Origin of the sequence: Pseudomonas sp. D3-27 (genome assembly GCF_051132165.1) — a bacterium.
GTDB lineage: Bacteria > Pseudomonadota > Gammaproteobacteria > Pseudomonadales > Pseudomonadaceae > Aquipseudomonas.
Genome location: NZ_CP071667.1, coordinates 1,170,456 through 1,187,972 on the forward strand (window position 1 = coordinate 1,170,456; position 17,517 = coordinate 1,187,972).

Annotated in this window: 12 protein-coding genes; 9 read left to right on the forward strand and 3 right to left on the reverse strand. The window is 56.6% G+C overall.

Features of this window, described 5'->3' with window-relative positions:
• Positions 1–286: 286 nt before the first annotated feature.
• Together J3P92_RS05485 and xseA are read right to left on the reverse strand one after the other, a co-directional pair.
• On the reverse strand, positions 287–1,108 hold the full coding sequence (locus J3P92_RS05485) for a peptidoglycan DD-metalloendopeptidase family protein (RefSeq protein WP_434650062.1): 822 nt from the start codon (positions 1,106–1,108) through the stop codon (positions 287–289).
• Positions 1,109–1,111: 3 nt separating this feature from the next.
• Positions 1,112–2,491 (reverse strand): exodeoxyribonuclease VII large subunit, encoded by a 1,380-nt coding sequence (gene xseA / locus J3P92_RS05490; RefSeq protein ID WP_420764163.1) that lies wholly within the window; start codon positions 2,489–2,491, stop codon positions 1,112–1,114.
• 216 nt (positions 2,492–2,707) lie between these two features.
• Between xseA and J3P92_RS05495 the strand changes: the two genes are divergently transcribed.
• The 7 genes from J3P92_RS05495 (at position 2,708) to J3P92_RS05525 (ending at position 9,136) form a co-directional block, all read left to right on the forward strand.
• Entirely contained in the window at positions 2,708–3,475 is a 768-nt protein-coding gene (locus J3P92_RS05495) for a sulfite exporter TauE/SafE family protein (protein ID WP_434650063.1), read from the forward strand.
• Between the two features lie 70 nt (positions 3,476–3,545).
• Positions 3,546–4,094: a sugar ABC transporter ATPase gene (locus J3P92_RS05500; RefSeq protein WP_420764165.1), complete on the forward strand. Its 549-nt coding sequence runs from the start codon at positions 3,546–3,548 to the stop codon at positions 4,092–4,094.
• A gap of 242 nt (positions 4,095–4,336) precedes the next feature.
• The gene (gene guaB, locus J3P92_RS05505; RefSeq protein ID WP_434650064.1) at positions 4,337–5,806 is read left to right on the forward strand and encodes an IMP dehydrogenase; all 1,470 of its coding nucleotides are present in this window, start codon (positions 4,337–4,339) and stop codon (positions 5,804–5,806) included.
• A 79-nt stretch (positions 5,807–5,885) separates the two neighbouring features.
• Positions 5,886–7,463 carry a glutamine-hydrolyzing GMP synthase gene (gene guaA, locus J3P92_RS05510; protein WP_420764167.1) on the forward strand — a complete coding sequence of 526 codons (1,578 nt, stop codon included), beginning with the start codon at positions 5,886–5,888 and terminating at the stop codon, positions 7,461–7,463.
• Between the two features lie 356 nt (positions 7,464–7,819).
• Positions 7,820–8,095, forward strand: a complete 276-nt coding sequence (locus J3P92_RS05515) for a hypothetical protein (RefSeq protein ID WP_434650065.1) — start codon at positions 7,820–7,822, stop codon at positions 8,093–8,095.
• Positions 8,096–8,099: 4 nt separating this feature from the next.
• A complete protein-coding gene (locus J3P92_RS05520) occupies positions 8,100–8,624 on the forward strand; it encodes a helix-turn-helix transcriptional regulator (protein WP_434650066.1) in 525 nt (174 codons plus the stop codon).
• A gap of 218 nt (positions 8,625–8,842) precedes the next feature.
• On the forward strand, positions 8,843–9,136 hold the full coding sequence (locus tag J3P92_RS05525; protein WP_434650067.1) for a hypothetical protein: 294 nt from the start codon (positions 8,843–8,845) through the stop codon (positions 9,134–9,136).
• Between the two features lie 186 nt (positions 9,137–9,322).
• On the opposite strand, the gene J3P92_RS05530 is transcribed toward J3P92_RS05525, so the two are convergent.
• On the reverse strand, positions 9,323–15,274 hold the full coding sequence (locus tag J3P92_RS05530) for an RHS repeat domain-containing protein (protein ID WP_434650068.1): 5,952 nt from the start codon (positions 15,272–15,274) through the stop codon (positions 9,323–9,325).
• Between the two features lie 352 nt (positions 15,275–15,626).
• Here J3P92_RS05530 and J3P92_RS05535 point away from each other — a divergent pair, with 352 nt between their 5' ends.
• Both J3P92_RS05535 and tadA read left to right on the forward strand, forming a co-directional pair.
• Complete coding sequence (locus J3P92_RS05535) at positions 15,627–17,003, forward strand: multicopper oxidase family protein (protein ID WP_434650069.1); 1,377 nt, start codon at positions 15,627–15,629, stop codon at positions 17,001–17,003.
• Positions 17,003–17,500, forward strand: coding sequence for a tRNA adenosine(34) deaminase TadA (gene tadA, locus J3P92_RS05540; RefSeq protein ID WP_434650070.1), 498 nt, complete (start codon positions 17,003–17,005; stop codon positions 17,498–17,500). Before J3P92_RS05535 ends, tadA begins: the two co-directional genes overlap by 1 nt.
• The last annotated feature ends 17 nt before the right edge of the window (positions 17,501–17,517 follow it).

Genomic DNA, 17,517 nt, shown 5'->3' on the forward strand with positions numbered 1-17,517 from the left:
CTAACCGCGTGGACGGGGGGTTGCAAGCAGTCGGAAAAAATTGGGAGAAGTTCTGTTTTCGGATGGGTTTGCGAGATTTTATCGCGTAAGCGGTCAGAATAGGCTCAAAGGATTGCGCTGATATTTAGGGCTCGGCAATTCCAAGGATGGTGGTGCCAGGGCCTACGTCTTCGCGAGCAGGCTTGCTCCCACAAGGGATCTTTGTGGTTGCAATGTTGTGGTCTACGCAGATCCCAATGTGGGAGCGAGCCTGCTCGCGAAGAGGCCAGTAGCCTCCCCGCAATGCTCAGGGCTGAAACGCCCCGATAAAAATCGCCGGATCCACACGAGCATCGTTCAGGCTGATGTTCCAGTGCATATGCGGCCCGGTCGCCCGGCCGGTGGCGCCGACCTTGCCGACCACTGTGCCACGGGCCAACTGCTGGCCGACCTTCACATCTATTTTCGACATGTGGCAGAACATGCTGATGAAGCCCTGGCCATGGTCGACGAATACCGTGTTGCCGTTGAAGAAATAGTTGCCGGTGAGGATCACCTTGCCGGCGGCCGGGCTCTTGATCGGTGTGCCGGCGGGCACGGCGAAGTCCAGGCCTGCGTGGGGGTTGCGTTCTTCGCCGTTGAAGAAACGGCGCACACCGAACTTGCTCGACAGCGGGCCGTTCACCGGTTTATCCAGCAACAGATTGCTGGGGATGTTCGGGCTGAAGCTGCGGTAGGCCTTCAACTGCACCGCCAGCTCGGCGTCGATGCGCGCAAGGTCCGCCGGGTTAGGGTTGACCTGACGCTTGTTCTTCAGCGTGATGTGCTGCTCGGGATACTTCTTGTAACCGACCACGAAGGGCTGAGCGCTGCCGCCGCTGCTGATCTGCTGCGTGCCGGGTTGTACCGTCAACGGAATGCCGACAATCGCCAGCCAGTTCTGTTGCTCCTTGACCACCAGCACCGGTTTGCCCTGGTAGGTGGCTTTTGGCGCCTGGGCCGCGCTGCCCAGATCCACCACGGCCACACCGCCGGGCACCGGTTTGTTCAACAGGCGGGTGATGTAGCTGTCGGCGTGGGCGTTGAAGGTCAGGCACAGCAACAGCAGCGGAGCGAGGAATCGCGGCATGAATCAATCCAATAAAGAAAGGGTGACTGGCGTCAGGTGGTTGTCTTCGACCCGCACCAGCAGTTCGCCTTCGCCGAGCTTGGCGGTCAGGCGCTGGCCCATCTGGGTTTGCCCGGCGTTGCGGATGGCATGGCCGCGCTCGTCGAGCAGGATGCTGTAGCCACGACCAAGGGTCGCCAGCGGGCTGACGATGTGCAGCGTCTGCATCTGGTTTTGCAACTGCACGCGTCGCGTTTTGAGCCCTTCGCGCATGGCCCGGGGCAGGCGTTCGGCAAGGCTATCGAGGCGATGACGCAACATGGCCAATTGCCGGCCCGGATGCTGTCCGGCCAGACGGGTTTCCAGGCGGATCAGCCTTTCGCGGCGGGTGTTGAGGCTGCGTTCGAAGGCCCGGCGCATGCGCATGTCCAGATCGTCGAGGCGCTGGGCCTGTTGGCGCAGCCGTTCGCCGGGATGACGCAGGCGCCGCGTAAGACCTTCGAGGCGCAGTTGGTCGCGCATCAGCCGGTCACGCATGCGCATCACCAACCGGCGGTGCAGACTTTCAACCCGGCGGACCAGGTCGCCGGCATCCGGTGCCAGCAGTTCGGCGGCGGCGGACGGGGTCGGGGCGCGGACGTCGGCGACGAAATCGCTGATGGATACGTCGGTCTCATGGCCGACGGCGCTGACGATCGGCGTGACGCAGGCATCCACCGCCCGGGCCACGGCTTCTTCGTTGAAGCACCACAAATCTTCCAGCGAACCGCCGCCCCGGGCCAGGATCAGCGCGTCGAAGCCGCGGGCATCGGCCAGTTTCAGGGCGCGAACAATTTGCCCGGTGGCTTCTCGGCCTTGCACTGCGGTGGGAATCAAGGTCAGGGAAATCTGCGGCGCGCGGCGGCGGAAGACGCTGATGATGTCGCGGATCACCGCGCCGGTGGGCGAACTGATGATGCCGATGCGTTGCGGATGGGCCGGCAGCGGCACTTTGCGTTCGGCGCTGAACAGCCCTTCGGCGCTGAGCTTTTCCTTCAGGGCATCGAATGCCAGGCGCAGGGCACCATCGCCGGCCGGTTCCACGGTGTCGAGGATCAGTTGATAGTCGCCACGGCCCTCGAACAGCGAGACCTTGCCGCGCACCTTCACCGCCAACCCATCCTTCAAGGCCTGGCGCACCCGTGCGGCGTTCTGCCGGAACAGCGCGCAGCGCACCTGGGCGCCGCTGTCCTTGAGGGTGAAATACACGTGGCCGGAAGCCGGGCGGGCGAGGTTGGAGATCTCGCCCTCGACCCAGATGTTGCTGAACACGTCTTCCAGCAACACCCGTGCACGGCCGTTGAGTTGGCTGACAGTCAGGACCTCGCGGTCCAGGCCCAGTCGGGCAAAGGGATCTTTAATCATGGGCGGCATGATAAGGGGATTCGCCAATGGTGTGCAGACAATTAGACCGGGTTGTCTGCATCGCGAGCAAGCTCGCTCCCACAGGGGATCCATGTCGCACCGAAGATCCAGTGTGGGAGCTTGCTCGCGATAGCAGTAGCCCAGTCAGCACAAATACTGGATATGCCCCGACACATCTGGCTAAAGTCCCCGCTCTCCTCATCAAGGAAGTGCCGGATGAATCTTCTCCCATGGTTGGGCCAGTGGGCATTTGCCCCGATGGAATGGCTGGTAATCGCCTCGGCCATTGTCCTGGCCTACATCGTGTTCGGCATCGCCGGGTTCGGCACCGCCCTGGTGGCTGCGCCGATCCTGCTGTTGTTCATGCCGCTGTCGAAGATTGTCCCGCTATTGGTCTTGCTGGATTTTGTCGCCGCCTTTGGCAACTTGTTGCCGTCGCGGCGGGACGTGTCCCGGCCGGAGCTGCTGCGGTTGCTGCCCTGCATGGCTGTGGGGTGCACCTTGGGTGTGATTTTCCTGCTCAACCTCAAGTCAGATCTTTTGCTGCTGTTGATGGGGCTGTTTATTAGCGCCTATGCGATCTACAGCCTGTTGATAAAAACCAGGCCCAAGCAGTTATCTTCATTGTGGGCGTTGCCGATGGGCACGGTGGGCGGGATGTTCGGAGCGTTGTTTGGCAGTGGCGGCTTTTTATATGCCATCTACCTGAACAGCCGTTTGCCCAAGGAGGCGGCGCGGGCGACCCAGAATGCGCTGATCAGTTGCAGCACTGTGGTGCGCTTGAGTTTGTTTGTCATTGCGGGCGTGTATGCCGAGCTACCCTTGCTGGTACTGGCGCTGTGTTTATTGCCGGCCATGGCGCTGGGGTTGTGGGTGGGGCGTCGCCTGACCCTGAAGATGTCGCGCGAAGCGTTCGTGCGGTTGGTCACCTGGCTGGTGCTCGCCAGCGGGCTGGCGTTGATCGGCCGTTACCTGAGTGCTTGACCTGGCACGGCCAGGGATTAAGCTGCCGGCCTTTTATCAGATCCTGCCAGGGAAACAGCCAGGCCTCGCCATGAATTCGCAAAGCATTATCGTCCCGAAAATCTCCACACTGCCGGTCCACGAGCCTCGGGCCCGGGCAATCGTGCGCTGGCTGGTGCGCAAGAACATTATCGAAGAGCAATTGACCACTTGCGGCCGCACCGGCAATCGCATGGCCCACGCCATCGCTCCCGGTGCGCGCGACGTGGTCATGCATCCCGAAGCCTTGCCGTTCGGCGAGCCGATCAACGGCCTGGAGATCATCACCAAGCGTTGCATCTATACCCCGGCCAAGGGTTTTCTGGAGGAGGCCGGTTGCGCCGAGTGCCGCAAGGAAGTCGGCGAAGCGCTGTTCGAAAGCCTGGAAGACTGGATGCCGGGGCGCACCGACAATTTCACTTGTCCTGAGTGCGGGCATGAGGACGACATCAATGGCTTCCTGTTCCTGCAACCCTGCGCGTTCTCCAACCTGGGGTTCATCTTCAATAACTGGCTGGAGGCGGGGTTCAAGCAGGGGTTTCTTGATGAATTCGCCGACTGGCTGGATCAGCCGGTGAGTTGGGTGAAGGTGGAATTGTAAGAGCGCCGATGAGCCAATGTGGGAGCGAGCTTGCTCGCGATGGCGGCGGCACATTCAACATTGTTGCTGGCTGATCCACCGCTATCGCGAGCAAGCTCGCTCCCACAGGGGATTGTGTTGCAATGAGGTAGGTTTCAGCCCGTCAATCACCCCGCCAATAATAGACAGAGTTTTACATTGAGCCAGACGGGGTGCATGAGTATAATGGCGCGCTTCCATTTTCCCGCTCGGGAGCCCCCGCGATGCTGCGTATCAGCCAAGAAGCTCTGACCTTCGACGACATTCTCCTAGTGCCCGGTTATTCCGAGGTGCTGCCTAACGAAGTCAGTCTCAAAACCCGTCTCACCCGTGGCATCGAACTGAATATCCCCCTGGTTTCCGCCGCCATGGACACCGTGACCGAAGCCCGTCTGGCCATTGCCATGGCCCAGGAAGGCGGTATCGGTATCATCCACAAAAACATGACCATCGAACAGCAGGCCGCTGAAGTGCGCAAGGTCAAGCGGTTCGAGGCTGGCGTGGTCAAGGATCCGATCACCATCGAGGCTGACGCCACGGTCCGGGATCTGTTCGAACTGACCCGCATGCACAACATCTCCGGTGTTCCGGTGCTGCACGATGGCGACCTCGTCGGCATCGTTACTTCCCGTGACGTGCGCTTCGAAAGCCGCCTGGACGCCTCTGTTCGCCAGGTGATGACGCCTAAAGAGCGCCTGGTCACGGTCAAGGAAGGCACCAGCAAGGACGACGTCCGCGAATTGCTGCACAAGCACCGCATCGAGCGCGTGCTGATCGTCGATGACAAATTCGCCCTCAAGGGCATGATGACCGTTAACGACATCGAAAAAGCCAAGGCCTACCCGCTGGCCAGCAAGGACGACCAGGGTCGTCTGCGCGTCGGCGCCGCTGTCGGCACCGGCAAGGACACTGGTGAACGCGTCGCCGCCCTGGTCAACGCTGGCGTTGACGTGGTGGTGGTCGACACCGCCCACGGTCACTCCAAAGGCGTGATCGACCGCGTGCGCTGGGTCAAGCAGAACTTCCCCGACGTACAGGTGATCGGCGGCAACATCGCCACCGGCGCTGCCGCCAAGGCCCTGGCCGAAGCGGGCGCCGACGCGGTCAAGGTCGGTATCGGCCCAGGCTCGATCTGTACTACCCGTATCGTCGCCGGTGTCGGCGTGCCGCAGATCAGTGCCATCGCCAACGTCGCCGCTGCCCTTGAAGGCACCGGCGTGCCGTTGATCGCCGACGGCGGTATCCGTTTCTCCGGTGACCTGTCCAAGGCCATCGTCGCCGGTGCCTACTGCGTGATGATGGGTTCGATGTTCGCCGGTACCGAAGAAGCGCCGGGCGAGATCGAACTGTTCCAGGGCCGTAGCTACAAGGCTTATCGCGGCATGGGTTCGCTGGGCGCCATGTCCCAGGCCCAGGGTTCTTCCGACCGTTACTTCCAGGACTCCTCCGCGGGTGCCGAGAAGCTGGTGCCGGAAGGCATCGAAGGTCGCGTGCCGTATAAGGGCACCCTGAGCGCCATCATCCATCAACTGATGGGCGGCCTGCGTTCCTCGATGGGCTACACCGGCAGCGCTGACATCGAAGAGATGCGCACCAAGCCGGAATTCGTGCGCATCACTGGCGCCGGCATGGCCGAGTCCCATGTACACGACGTGCAGATCACCAAGGAAGCGCCGAACTACCGCGTAGGTTAAGGCTTCCAGCAAAACGTTAATCACCGGGGCTGTTCATTCAGCCCCGAGTTGTTTCTGATTCACTACATGAGAATGAGTCATGGCCCTCGACATTCACGCTCACCGCATCCTGATCCTCGACTTCGGTTCCCAGTACACCCAGCTGATCGCCCGCCGCGTGCGTGAGATCGGCGTGTACTGCGAACTGCATCCGTTCGACATGGATGACGAAGCGATTCGCGAATTCGCTCCGAAAGGCGTCATCCTCGCCGGCGGCCCCGAGTCCGTGCACGAAGCCAACAGCCCGCGTTGCCCGCAAGCGGTGTTCGACCTGGGGGTACCGGTGTTCGGCATCTGCTACGGCATGCAGACCATGGCTGAACAGCTGGGCGGCAAGGTCGAGGGTTCCGACCTGCGTGAGTTCGGTTACGCTCGCGTCGACGTGGTCGGCAAGAGCCGCCTGCTGGACGGCATCGAGGATCATATCGACGCCGACGGCCTGTTCGGCCTCGACGTGTGGATGAGCCATGGTGACAAAGTCACCAAGATGCCTGAAGACTTCCACATCCTGGCCAGCACCCCGAGCTGCCCGATCGCTGGCATGTTCAGCGACGAGCGTCGCTACTACGGCGTGCAGTTCCACCCGGAAGTGACCCACACCAAGCAGGGCGGCCGCATTCTGTCGCGCTTCATCCTCGACATCTGCGAATGCGAAGCCTTGTGGACTCCGTCGAAGATCGCTGAAGACGCCATCGCCCAGGTCCGCGCCCAGGTCGGCACCGACAACGTATTGCTGGGCTTGTCTGGCGGCGTTGATTCCTCGGTGGTTGCCGCACTGCTGCACAAGGCCATCGGCGACCAGCTGACGTGCGTCTTCGTCGACAACGGCCTGCTGCGCCTGCACGAAGGCGAGCAAGTGATGGCCATGTTCGCCGAGAACATGGGCGTCAAGGTGATTCGCGCCAATGCCGAAGAGCAGTTCTTGAACAACCTGGCCGGCGAGTCCGACCCGGAGAAGAAACGCAAGATCATCGGCCGTACCTTCATCGACGTGTTCGATGCCGAATCCTGCAAGCTGGACAACATCAAGTACCTCGCCCAGGGCACCATCTACCCTGACGTGATCGAGTCGGCCGGCGCCAAGAGCGGCAAGGCCCACGTGATCAAGTCCCACCACAACGTTGGTGGCTTGCCGGAAGAGATGAACCTGAAGCTGGTCGAACCACTGCGCGAACTGTTCAAGGACGAAGTGCGTCGCCTCGGCCTGGAACTGGGCTTGCCGTATGACATGGTCTACCGCCACCCATTCCCGGGCCCAGGCTTGGGCGTGCGGATCCTCGGCGAAGTGAAGAAGGAATACGCCGACCTGCTGCGTCGCGCCGACCACATCTTCATCGAAGAACTGCGCAAGGCCGACTGGTACCACAAGGTCAGCCAGGCATTCGTGGTGTTCCAACCGGTGAAATCGGTCGGCGTGGTCGGCGATGGCCGTCGCTACGCCTGGGTCGTGGCCCTGCGCGCCGTGGAAACCATCGACTTCATGACCGCTCGCTGGGCACACCTGCCGTACGAGCTGCTGGAAACCGTTTCCGGGCGGATCATCAACGAAATCGAAGGCATTTCTCGCGTCACGTATGACGTGTCGAGCAAGCCGCCGGCGACGATTGAATGGGAGTGACGGGGCGTCCGGCGCTGACCGGTAGCCTCTAGCAAGGAACACCCTGAAGCCCGCTTGATTGCGGGCTTTTGGCATTTTGGGGTTCGGCACCTCCTTGTAGTCGGTCCGCGCCAGCACGCGGTCGGCTTCCAGATCCTTCTATTGCTGGATCAGCACTTTGTCACTGACGTGATGAGACTTGAAAGGCTCGCGTCATTGCCCGCCAAACACAAAACCGTGGCGAGGGAGCTTGCTCCCGCTGTATCCATGCTGCGACCGGGCAAACGTGACCCCCACTGGGCAGAGCATCGTTTGAAAGAAAGAGCAAGGTTGTCATTTGACAACCTTGCTGGTCATGCGAATACTGGAGATCACGGATGATTCGTCCAACGCACCCGAAAAAAGAAATCGAAGAAACGCTTAGGTATGCCGAAGGGCAGGGGTGGCGCATAGACGCTGGTGGCAGTCACGCTTGGGGGCGGATTTATTGCCCATACAAAGACGCGGAATGCCGCTGTGGCGAATTCTGTATCACATCGATATGGAGCACGCCGAAGAATCCTGGCAACCACGCGCGAGCATTGCGACGCGTCGTGGATAATTGCACTGCGCATCGCAATCGGCGCGGCGCTGATGGCGATGATGAGGAATAGAACAATGGAATATATTTTTACCTTGAAATATCAGCTTGCTGACGATGGCTGTGCCATGGATGAACTGGTGGAGCGGCTGGGACAAGCGGGCTGCGACGATGCTCTGGTCGGCATCGGGCAACCGGGCCGGCTGGCGCTTGAGTTCACCCGCGAGGCGCCTGATGCGGTCAAGGCGGTGCTTAGCGCTCTGGCCGACGTCCATCGCGCAGTGCCATCGGCCAAATTGATCGAGGTTGCGCCTGATTTGGTTGGGCTGACCGATGTAGCGGAGATCGTAGGCGTGTCTCGGCAGAATATGCGCAAGCTGATGTTGGCTCATCCGAGCAGCTTCCCGACACCGGTGCACGAGGGGAGTGCATCTATCTGGCATCTGGCGGATGTACTGACCTGGCTGCAGGCCAAGGGCAGCTATTCGCTTACCCAGAATGTGTTGGATGTGGCCCAGGTAGCGTTGCAGGTCAACGTTGCGAAAGAGGGGCGACGGTTATCTGGCATGGCTTCCAAAGAGTTGGACGCTTTGGTTGGATGACGCCATGCCTAGCCTCCTCCTCAGTTTGATGAGTTGGTTGTCAGGAGCAATCGTTTTTTTGCGCGGCTCTTGTTATCTAATCGTTTTTCACAACCTTAACCGTTAGCTGGCAGTATCAGGTGCACGGCATATTTTTGAAATGCCCGTGCCGGAACAGGTCGGAGTGGGCCTCAATCGTTGAGGCCGTGTCGCGGGCCTTTGAGATAAATGGACGGACAATGGTTGTGCCCCCGGATGAATTGGTCAAGTGGTTGGGTGAAGCGGGCTGCGACGATGCCCTGGTCGCTATCGGGCAGCCGGGGCGGCTGGCGCTTGAGTTCAGTCGCGATGCGCCTGATGCGGTCAAGGCAGTGCTTAGTGCTCTGGCCGACGTTCATCGCGCGCTGCCAGTGGCCAAACGGGTTGCACCTGGGCGGTTGACCGACGTCGCTGAGATCGTAGGTGTATCGCGACAGAATATGCGCAAATCGATGTTGGCGCTCATCTCGGCAGCGTCCCGACGCCTTGCTTGAAGCACTGCATCGATCTGGTACTTAGGGGATGTTCTGAGCTGGCAGCAGGCCAAGGGCAGGTATCTACCCGCTTACCCAAGTGGCGTTGAGGTCACGTTGTGAAAGAAAGCCTGCGGCAGCCTTTTGATGCAGTGGGAAGCCTGAAGGTCGATAATTAAACCACCGGCCTTCAGGCTTTGTCCGCTCTTATTTTTGCGGGAAGTGTATTGGTTTATATTCCCACTTCAGAAAGTCCAAAGGTTCTGTAGTAAAACTATATGGGTTGGTTTTTGGGACATTATGAGTAATTTTATCGGCAAAAATCTGCCGTATTTCAGCAGCCGTATATTTTGGGTCAGCAAAAATTTCTGCCATGGCCGTCGATCCCCGATCCATTGTTACCTTTCCCAAAAAGGCCTTGACGTTACGTTGTGTCAGTCGTTGGAAGTCCGCGGCAAGTGAAGCATCCCCGCCGTTGGCAGAGAAACAAATCAACAAGCGGGTATTAGGATAATTGGAAGGGTCGAAGCCTTTGCTTCGTAAATTCTGTATTAGTTCAGCAGCAGTTAACTCCGCGTTGTTGAGTAGGGCTTTAGATGACTTATTGAAATATCGTTCTACGATATTGAGGTCAACACCGTGGACCGCGACATTCAGGCGATCCAGTCCTTTGTAGCGGTCGACGAAGGTGTAGAACTCCCCGTTAATTTGCGTCACCTCCTGCATTTTGCCGCCCATTGTAACCAATCCGCGTGGGCTGCTTCGAGCCATGGTCTTCGGCATGCCCTTGTAGACAGCGCCTCTTGCAGCTCCAGCAAATTTTCCGGCAGTGATAAGACCTGTTCCGATCGACATCGCATCGAAAAAAGTCGACAGTTCCGGATTGCTATCAGAAGTTGCCGCAGCGGCGACGCCGAACCCTGCCGATACAATTGCCAGTCCTGTCATCGCTGCGGCCACGCCTAAGGAGCCTCCTCCAGTAAACGGAGCAAGTGCCACCCCAATGCCACCCATGAGGATGGCTTGGGCGACCCGATTATAAATAAGGGGTTGATGGGGCATCTCTATGTATTTACGTACTACCTCGGTCAGGCCCGTTGGGTCGCTGAAATTAATAGGGTCGTTGCCACAGTAGGCATAGCCGTTGATACCTCCTTCGTCGAATGGGCTGTATTCATCATAGGCCAGGAAGCACTGGCTCATCGGACTATAACTGCGCGTACCATTGCCCAAATGATAAAGACCTGAGCTCCGGTCCAGCGGCTCGCCATTGAAGCCGAGCCAGCTTCTGTTTTCCCAACTGTCGGGGCGATAGCCAAACGGAGTATAGGCGAAGTGAGTAAACGACTGGTTTTGTAAATCGTAGCTGGCCAGCAAATTACCTCTGGCATCCAGAATTTCAAAACTGTTGGAAAATTCGCTTGCTCCCCCATCGGGTTTCAGTTCCTGCTCCATGAGCCGACAGCCAGCACTGCGATTCAGAAGTACTGAAGTTCTTGAATACAAGATACTGTTGTGATTGAATTGGCCTTGCCTGGCATATTGATACTGCCCATTGTAAAAGTAACGTTCATAATAATCGAGCCCTTCGCAGGCACTCTGCCGGCCTAGGGAGTCGTAAAGGAAAGTGTACTGTTGATGCGATTTAATATAATTTAGCAAGTTACCTGCGGCGTCGTAAGTGTACGATGCTCCTAGTTGGTCTTTGGTCTGCTGTCCTGATGCGTCGTATTCCAGGTCGACTGTAGAGTCCGGTTTGCTGATTGTCCTTGGCTGAGTCCGGTCAGCAGTGTCGTATTCATAAATATACCTAATGTTGCCAGTATCTGAATAGCTGGTGTATTCAGTGATTCCACCAAGAGCGTTGTAGTGGAAGTCTTGGGCGTTCAGGATATTATTGTGAGCATCTGTAGGTTTTACTGGTCCGGAGCAGACATAGCTATACAGTCGTTTATTGTCATCGTAGGTGAAAAGCTCATGGCGCAACGGAGAATTGTCTAGGATGATGTCGGTTTTATCCAGGCGTCCCTCCTTGTTGTATACTTGTTTAAATGTCAGTGTTGAACTCTCGATTTTGAAGCTGCGTTGAATTTCCCGATCCTGATCGTCGTAAGTGTAAGTGATCTGCATCGTAGTGTTTCGACCCTTGTCGGTGACATATTCCTCCTGGAGCCGCTGCGCACTGTCATAGGTTATTCTTCGCTCAACTTTTTGGCTGGAGGATTGACTAAGTCGTCCAAGACCGTCGTACTGATGCTCTGTACGATTTCCATAGACATCTGTTTCGGAAAGTAAGAGACCTCGTAACGAATGAGAATAGGTGGCCGATTTATCCCCCTTGAAACCATTGTGCACGTTCTCGGTTGGGGTATTGAATTCAGTGAGTATTCCAGTGCCAGGGTCATAGCTTGAGGTTATGACAAAAGAGCTGTTGGGAGGGGACACTGTATTAGCATATCCGAAGCGTGAGCTGCCGTCGTAAGAAAAGTTCAAGCTGCGTCCGCCAACATCGATGCCAGCAACTCGCCCAAGCCCGTCTATTCTACGTTTACCAAGCTCGTACGCTGCGCCATCAGAAGACGATTCAATGGATATGTCTGTGGCAACGGATAACATCATGCTTGGCGGATAACTGCGTTTGATAGTCGTACCATTACAGCTTCGACTGGTCATTCGACCGCTGGTATCGTAAGCATACGTGCTGGTCGGATTGTTGGAGGGGATCTCCTCGCTTAGACATCCCCAGGTGTCGTAGACGTACCTGTGTGACTGGTATTCAGAGCCCCTGGAGTTTTGGAAGCTGATTTTCTCAACTTGTCCATGTGTGTTGTATGAGCTAACGACTTTACCGCTCGAACTACCATCCGGATATTTTCGCCACTGCGTCAGGGTCAGCTTTTCGGGTGAAATTTGCGCGTATTGTGTGCCTGCGCCGACTGTTTCTCTTGACAATGGATTGTCCCAAGCGTCATAGGTTAACTTCGTCAGTCGGTCAATTATCTGTACCCCGCCCGGATCGTAATCATATTCTCTTATCGAGGTCTCCTGATCCTGGAAGTTGTAACCGATCTCTGTGAGCCGTTTCCATGCTGACGTCGGAGCGTGCCAGTTTTCCGTGTACATCAAACGGCCTAGTGCGTCATAGGCCTCCCGGACCTGTTCGTTATCAGGGTAAATCACTTGGATGGTATGACCATCGCCGTTGAGCTGATAGATATAATGAGTCTCCCGGCGTAACTGAGGGTCTTGGGCGAAATTAACCTGAGTGATCACACGGTTAAATGAATCGTAGCTATATTCAGTCGTGTTACCTAACTCATCAATGACGCTGAGCAATTGGCCAGTCATCGTCGAGGTGGTCTTTTGTGTTGTTTGGGTGATGCCATCAACGATTGTTTCTACGTTGGTGGTCAGGCGGTCGTTGTCGAGGCTGTAAGTGAATACGGATTGCTGACGGGTGGAAGGTATGACATAGCCGCCCGCGTCCAGGGTTTGTTTATAGCGAGAGAGAACTCGGCCATAAGTCGCGATATCCGATGGATCTTCACCCCAGTCAATTGATTCCAGGAGCATCGAGGACTCTTGGTACTGCGCTAGTCCCATAAAAGTTGGAGTAGGAACGGGCCTCAAGATAGTTAATTTCTGCACGGGCTGAAGAGGACCATCTGCTACTTCGCTGCTTTTAGCAGCTCCAGCGCGATAGCTATAGTAAATCCATTGCAAATCAACTCTCTTTCCATCGATGATTTGATAGCTTTTTTCGCACTCCAGATATGTGCTGAAGTAGTTCGGGTCACCATCTGTGCCGACGTAAACGGGTAGCTGGTATTCTTCTTTTCTAAATTGTTCCCATGCTGAAATTGTCTCGGTAACTTCGTAATACCTGGCCCAGGTAAAACCTTTTTTGTTGAATATTTTGTTCAATAGGCCGTATGGGGTTAGATTGTCCGCTGCCCAATTTACCCCGTAGCCGATTGCACCGAATACTTTTCCTGAAGCGTCCGAGTAATCATCTGGGTTATATTCGACCTCGTATTCGCCTGTTTTTGTAGTAGTTGTGTGTCTAGGGCCACCGAAGTAATAAGTGTACTCGGTTGTGATATTGTTCACTGTTTTACTACTTAAATTACCATTTTTATCAAATTTCAGGGTGGATACGGTGCTAGGGGAGGGATTAGTGGTGTTTGCACTGTGGTGATATGTTTGGGTGATTGTTTCACTTTCTGAGAGCTTGAAAGTGGTGACCGTGGTGTTCTGTGTGTCATCGTTCAGGTAGGAAGTAACGCTCTTCAGGGCGTGACTCTCATCATACTCAAAGATGCTGGTTTTAACTTGCTCGGCGACAGTTTGCACTTTTGTGCGTGTATCTTGACTGTTTTCATAAGTGTACGTGGTTGTGCTTGGTATATCAGTTGGGATGCTATCTGTTTTTTCGACGACCTTGTTGAAGTCGCCATATTTTAGCTCGGTGGCAAGGCCGCAGGAATCACTGATGGTCATGACTTTGAAATTGTCAGGCACACCAATGCCTGGCGTGGTGCTGTAGGTAAACGTTTTTTTGAATGTTTGATTTTCCGGTGTGGATAGGATTATTTCTGTCAGCTTGTTATTGTCGATTTTTAGTTCGTGGCTGTGGCGGCTACTGTTAACGCTCATAACTGCAGAGTCGGCGTTGTAATTAATACTGAAAAGCGTCTGCTGCTCGTCGGTAATGGCGGTCAAGCGAGGGGCTTGGAAATTGTTCGAGATTGGGTGGGTTTCCCAGGAAAAATTGAGTGCGAAGCCCAATTTTGTGATTATTTTTTCGGGTACCAAATAAAAATGACCGCGATTAACTGCCACGTCTGACTTAAACGGCACGAGTATCTCGGTGGTGCCATCAGATCTTATGACTTTTAAACCTTCAGATATATTGTTCGAATGCAGCGGTATGATTTTATAGTGTGCCGCATAGGTTCCGATATTGGTGTCGGTAGGTGCTACGTTTAGCCGGATTTCGATTGCCTTGGGTTCGTTGGCTATGAAAAGTTCTGCGGTGCAGGTGTCGTTCTTTTTGATTACGCGGCAATAAGTAATATTTAATGCCCAATTGCCAAAATCAATGAAACGCTCTGCTGAATAAGACAAGGTCAGGTCCAGGGCTGGGCCGTGGCCTGCGTTGCCAATAAGAGTGGCAATAGGAAGTGATGTGTAAAATTGCCCGGTTAGAGGATTGACGCCTTCTGTTTCCAGGTTTCGGTTGGAGAATAGAGCTGGGAGCGCTTCCCACTCCGGGAGTTCTACGTTAAAGGTGACGCTCTCGCTGGTCTCTTCCCAGCCGTTATTTTTCGTACCTATTTGTGCATGTATCGTGTGTTTGCCCAGCGACAGCGGGAAGTCGACGTTTATGGCCCAACTTTGCTGGTCCGGCATTATTGTTGTGTGCGCAATTAAAGTTCCAGCAGTATCTCTTACCTCTAAAATACCGTCGTTGTACTTCCTGGGAAAGCATGTTCCGGTGATTACGGGTTTGCGCCCATGGTCTGATCCTGGTCGTGGAGAGTCGATTTTTAGCGTTGCAAGGGCGCGGAGCTGCATCGGGGCTTCTTGCACCGAATAATCCTGTTTGGCACACCATGGGGAGTATTGGCTACCCATCAATTGCTGGGCGGTGATCGGATAGGTCCCGACGGGTTTCTCAATGTTAGTGACCGACCAATTGCCGTTGGCGTCAGCGTAGAGCTTGTCGTCATCGTAGCGAACGTCGCGACTATAAGAATAAACGACGACCTTGGCGCCGGGTGCTGCCTTGCCGCTGATGGTGAACGGCGAGAAAACATGATTTGCCGGGGGCGGGATGATCGACGGCGCAGAGAGAGGGCTCTTGCTCGGCGCGGCCGACCAGGTGCTGACGACGTACTTTTGCGTGGTTGACCAGCCAGATGTCTGGCCATTCAGAGACTGCTGGGCGGTGACCGGATAGGTCCCGACGGGCTTCCTAACGTTGGTGATCGACCAATTGCCATTGGCATCAGCGTAAAGCTTGTTATTGTCGTAGCGAACGGCGCCACCGGGGGCATAGACCACAACCTTGGCACCGGGGCTGGCCACACCGCTGATGGTGAAAGGTGAAACAGGCCCTACGGGAGCATTGATTGAAACCGGTATGGGAAAGCTCATGCTGTTATTCTCCTCAGACTGATTGGGAATTTTGCTCTTGCTGACTTTTATAAGAGCGTTCCCAGGAATGGACGGGAGCCTGCACTGATTAAGTTGCCTTCTTCTGTCCGGTATGGAAGGGATGCTAGAAGTCGGTTTTGCTAGCGCCTACTGTCAGACCTGACAGTGACGACCAACGGTGATCCGCTTTGGGGAAGCGAGCTAGTGTCATTTGCATTGTCGATACGGGTGTGTGGCATACCCCTATATGTTTTTTCATCTTCCTTTCCTTACCGTTTCTCATCTGCGGGTGTATCGTATTCGCCTTTTGCGGGCCCACCGGTCCGTCGCAGATCCAGAGGTAGTTGCGTTCATGTCTTTCACGCGTCGCCAAATACTCGGTGGCCTGGCCGGTCTTGTTGTCGTTGGTGTGGGGGCGGGAGGCGCGTCGCGGTACTGGCTGGGGAAAATGGCCGATGCCGAGGCCGGTCACGACTACGAGCTGATCGCGGCGCCTTTGGACGTGGAGCTGGTGGCCGGGCACAAGACCCAGGCCTGGGCGTTTGGCCCCTCGGCGCCGGGGACGGAGTTGCGGGTGCGTCAGGGCGAGTGGTTGCGGGTTCGCTTTATCAACCATTTGCCGGTCGCGACGACCATTCACTGGCACGGTATCCGTTTGCCGCTGGAGATGGACGGCGTACCTTATGTCTCGCAACTGCCGGTGCTGCCGGGTGAGTACTTCGACTACAAATTCCGCGTGCCGGACGCCGGCAGCTATTGGTATCACCCCCACGTCAATAGCAGTGAAGAGCTCGGGCGCGGGCTGGTGGGGCCGCTGATCGTCGAAGAGCGCGAGCCCACCGGTTTCAAATACGAACAGACCCTGAGCCTCAAGAGCTGGCACGTGGACGAGCAGGGCCAGTTCGTCGAATTCAGCATTCCCCGCGAGGCTGCGCGTGGTGGTACGGCTGGACGGTTGTCGACCATCAACGGCGTGCCGCAGGCGGTAATCGATCTGCCGGCAGGGCAGATTACCCGGGTGCGTTTGCTCAACCTCGACAACACGCTTACCTATCGCATCAACATTCCAGGCGTAGAGGCGCAGATCTATGCGTTGGATGGCAACCCCATCGAGCCGCGTCCGCTGGGCAAGGAATACTGGCTGGGGCCAGGCATGCGCATTTGCCTGGCGATCAAGGCCCCGCCGGCCGGTGAAGAATTGTCGCTGCGCAATGGCCCGGTGCGCTTGGGGACCCTGCGTTCGGTGCCAAACAATGACGCGCCGACCCCATGGCCGCCAGCATTGCCGCCCAACCCGGTGGCCGAGCCGGACCTGGCCAATGCCGAGAAGCTCAACTTCAATTTCGAATGGGTCGGTTCGGTGTCGGTCAATGTCGACAATGGCAAGCCGCCGAGCCTGTGGCAGATCAACGGCAAGGCCTGGGACATCACCGACAAGACCTGTTCCGACCGGCCGATCGCTACGCTGAAAAAAGGCCAGAGTTACATTTTTGAATTGAAGAACATGACTCAGTACCAACATCCGATCCATCTGCACGGCATGAGCTTCAAAGTGATCGCGTCGAACCGGCACAAGGTCATCCCTTACTTCACCGACACCTACCTGCTGGGCAAGAACGAGCGGGCGCAGGTGGCGCTGGTGGCGGATAATCCAGGCGTGTGGATGTTCCACTGCCATGTGATCGACCACATGGAAACCGGCCTGATGGCCGCCATCGAGGTGGCGTGATGCGCCAGATTCGTCCCGCCAAGATCATCGACCGCAGCCGTGACCAGGATTTCATGCGCGAAGCCCTGGCCCTCGCGGAACAAGGCGCCGCCCTGGGCGAAGTGCCGGTGGGTGCGGTGCTGGTGCAGGACGGTGAAATCATTGGGCGCGGCTTCAACTGCCCGATCAGTGGCCACGACCCCAGCGCCCATGCGGAAATGGTCGCGATCCGCGCCGCCGCCCAGGCCGTGAGCAACTATCGCCTGCCGGGTAGCACCCTTTATGTCACGTTGGAGCCGTGCAGCATGTGCGCCGGGCTGATCGTGCATTCGCGCATCGCCCGGGTCGTCTACGGCGCATTGGAGCCCAAGGCCGGAATCGTGCAGAGTCAGGGGCAGTTTTTCAGCCAGGGGTTCTTGAACCATCGGGTGCTGTTCGAGGGCGGGGTGCTGGCTGAGGAGTGCAGCACCGTGCTGAGTGAGTTCTTCAAGACCCGAAGAGCCAAATCGCAAGGTTGAACACATACCCTCGCCAC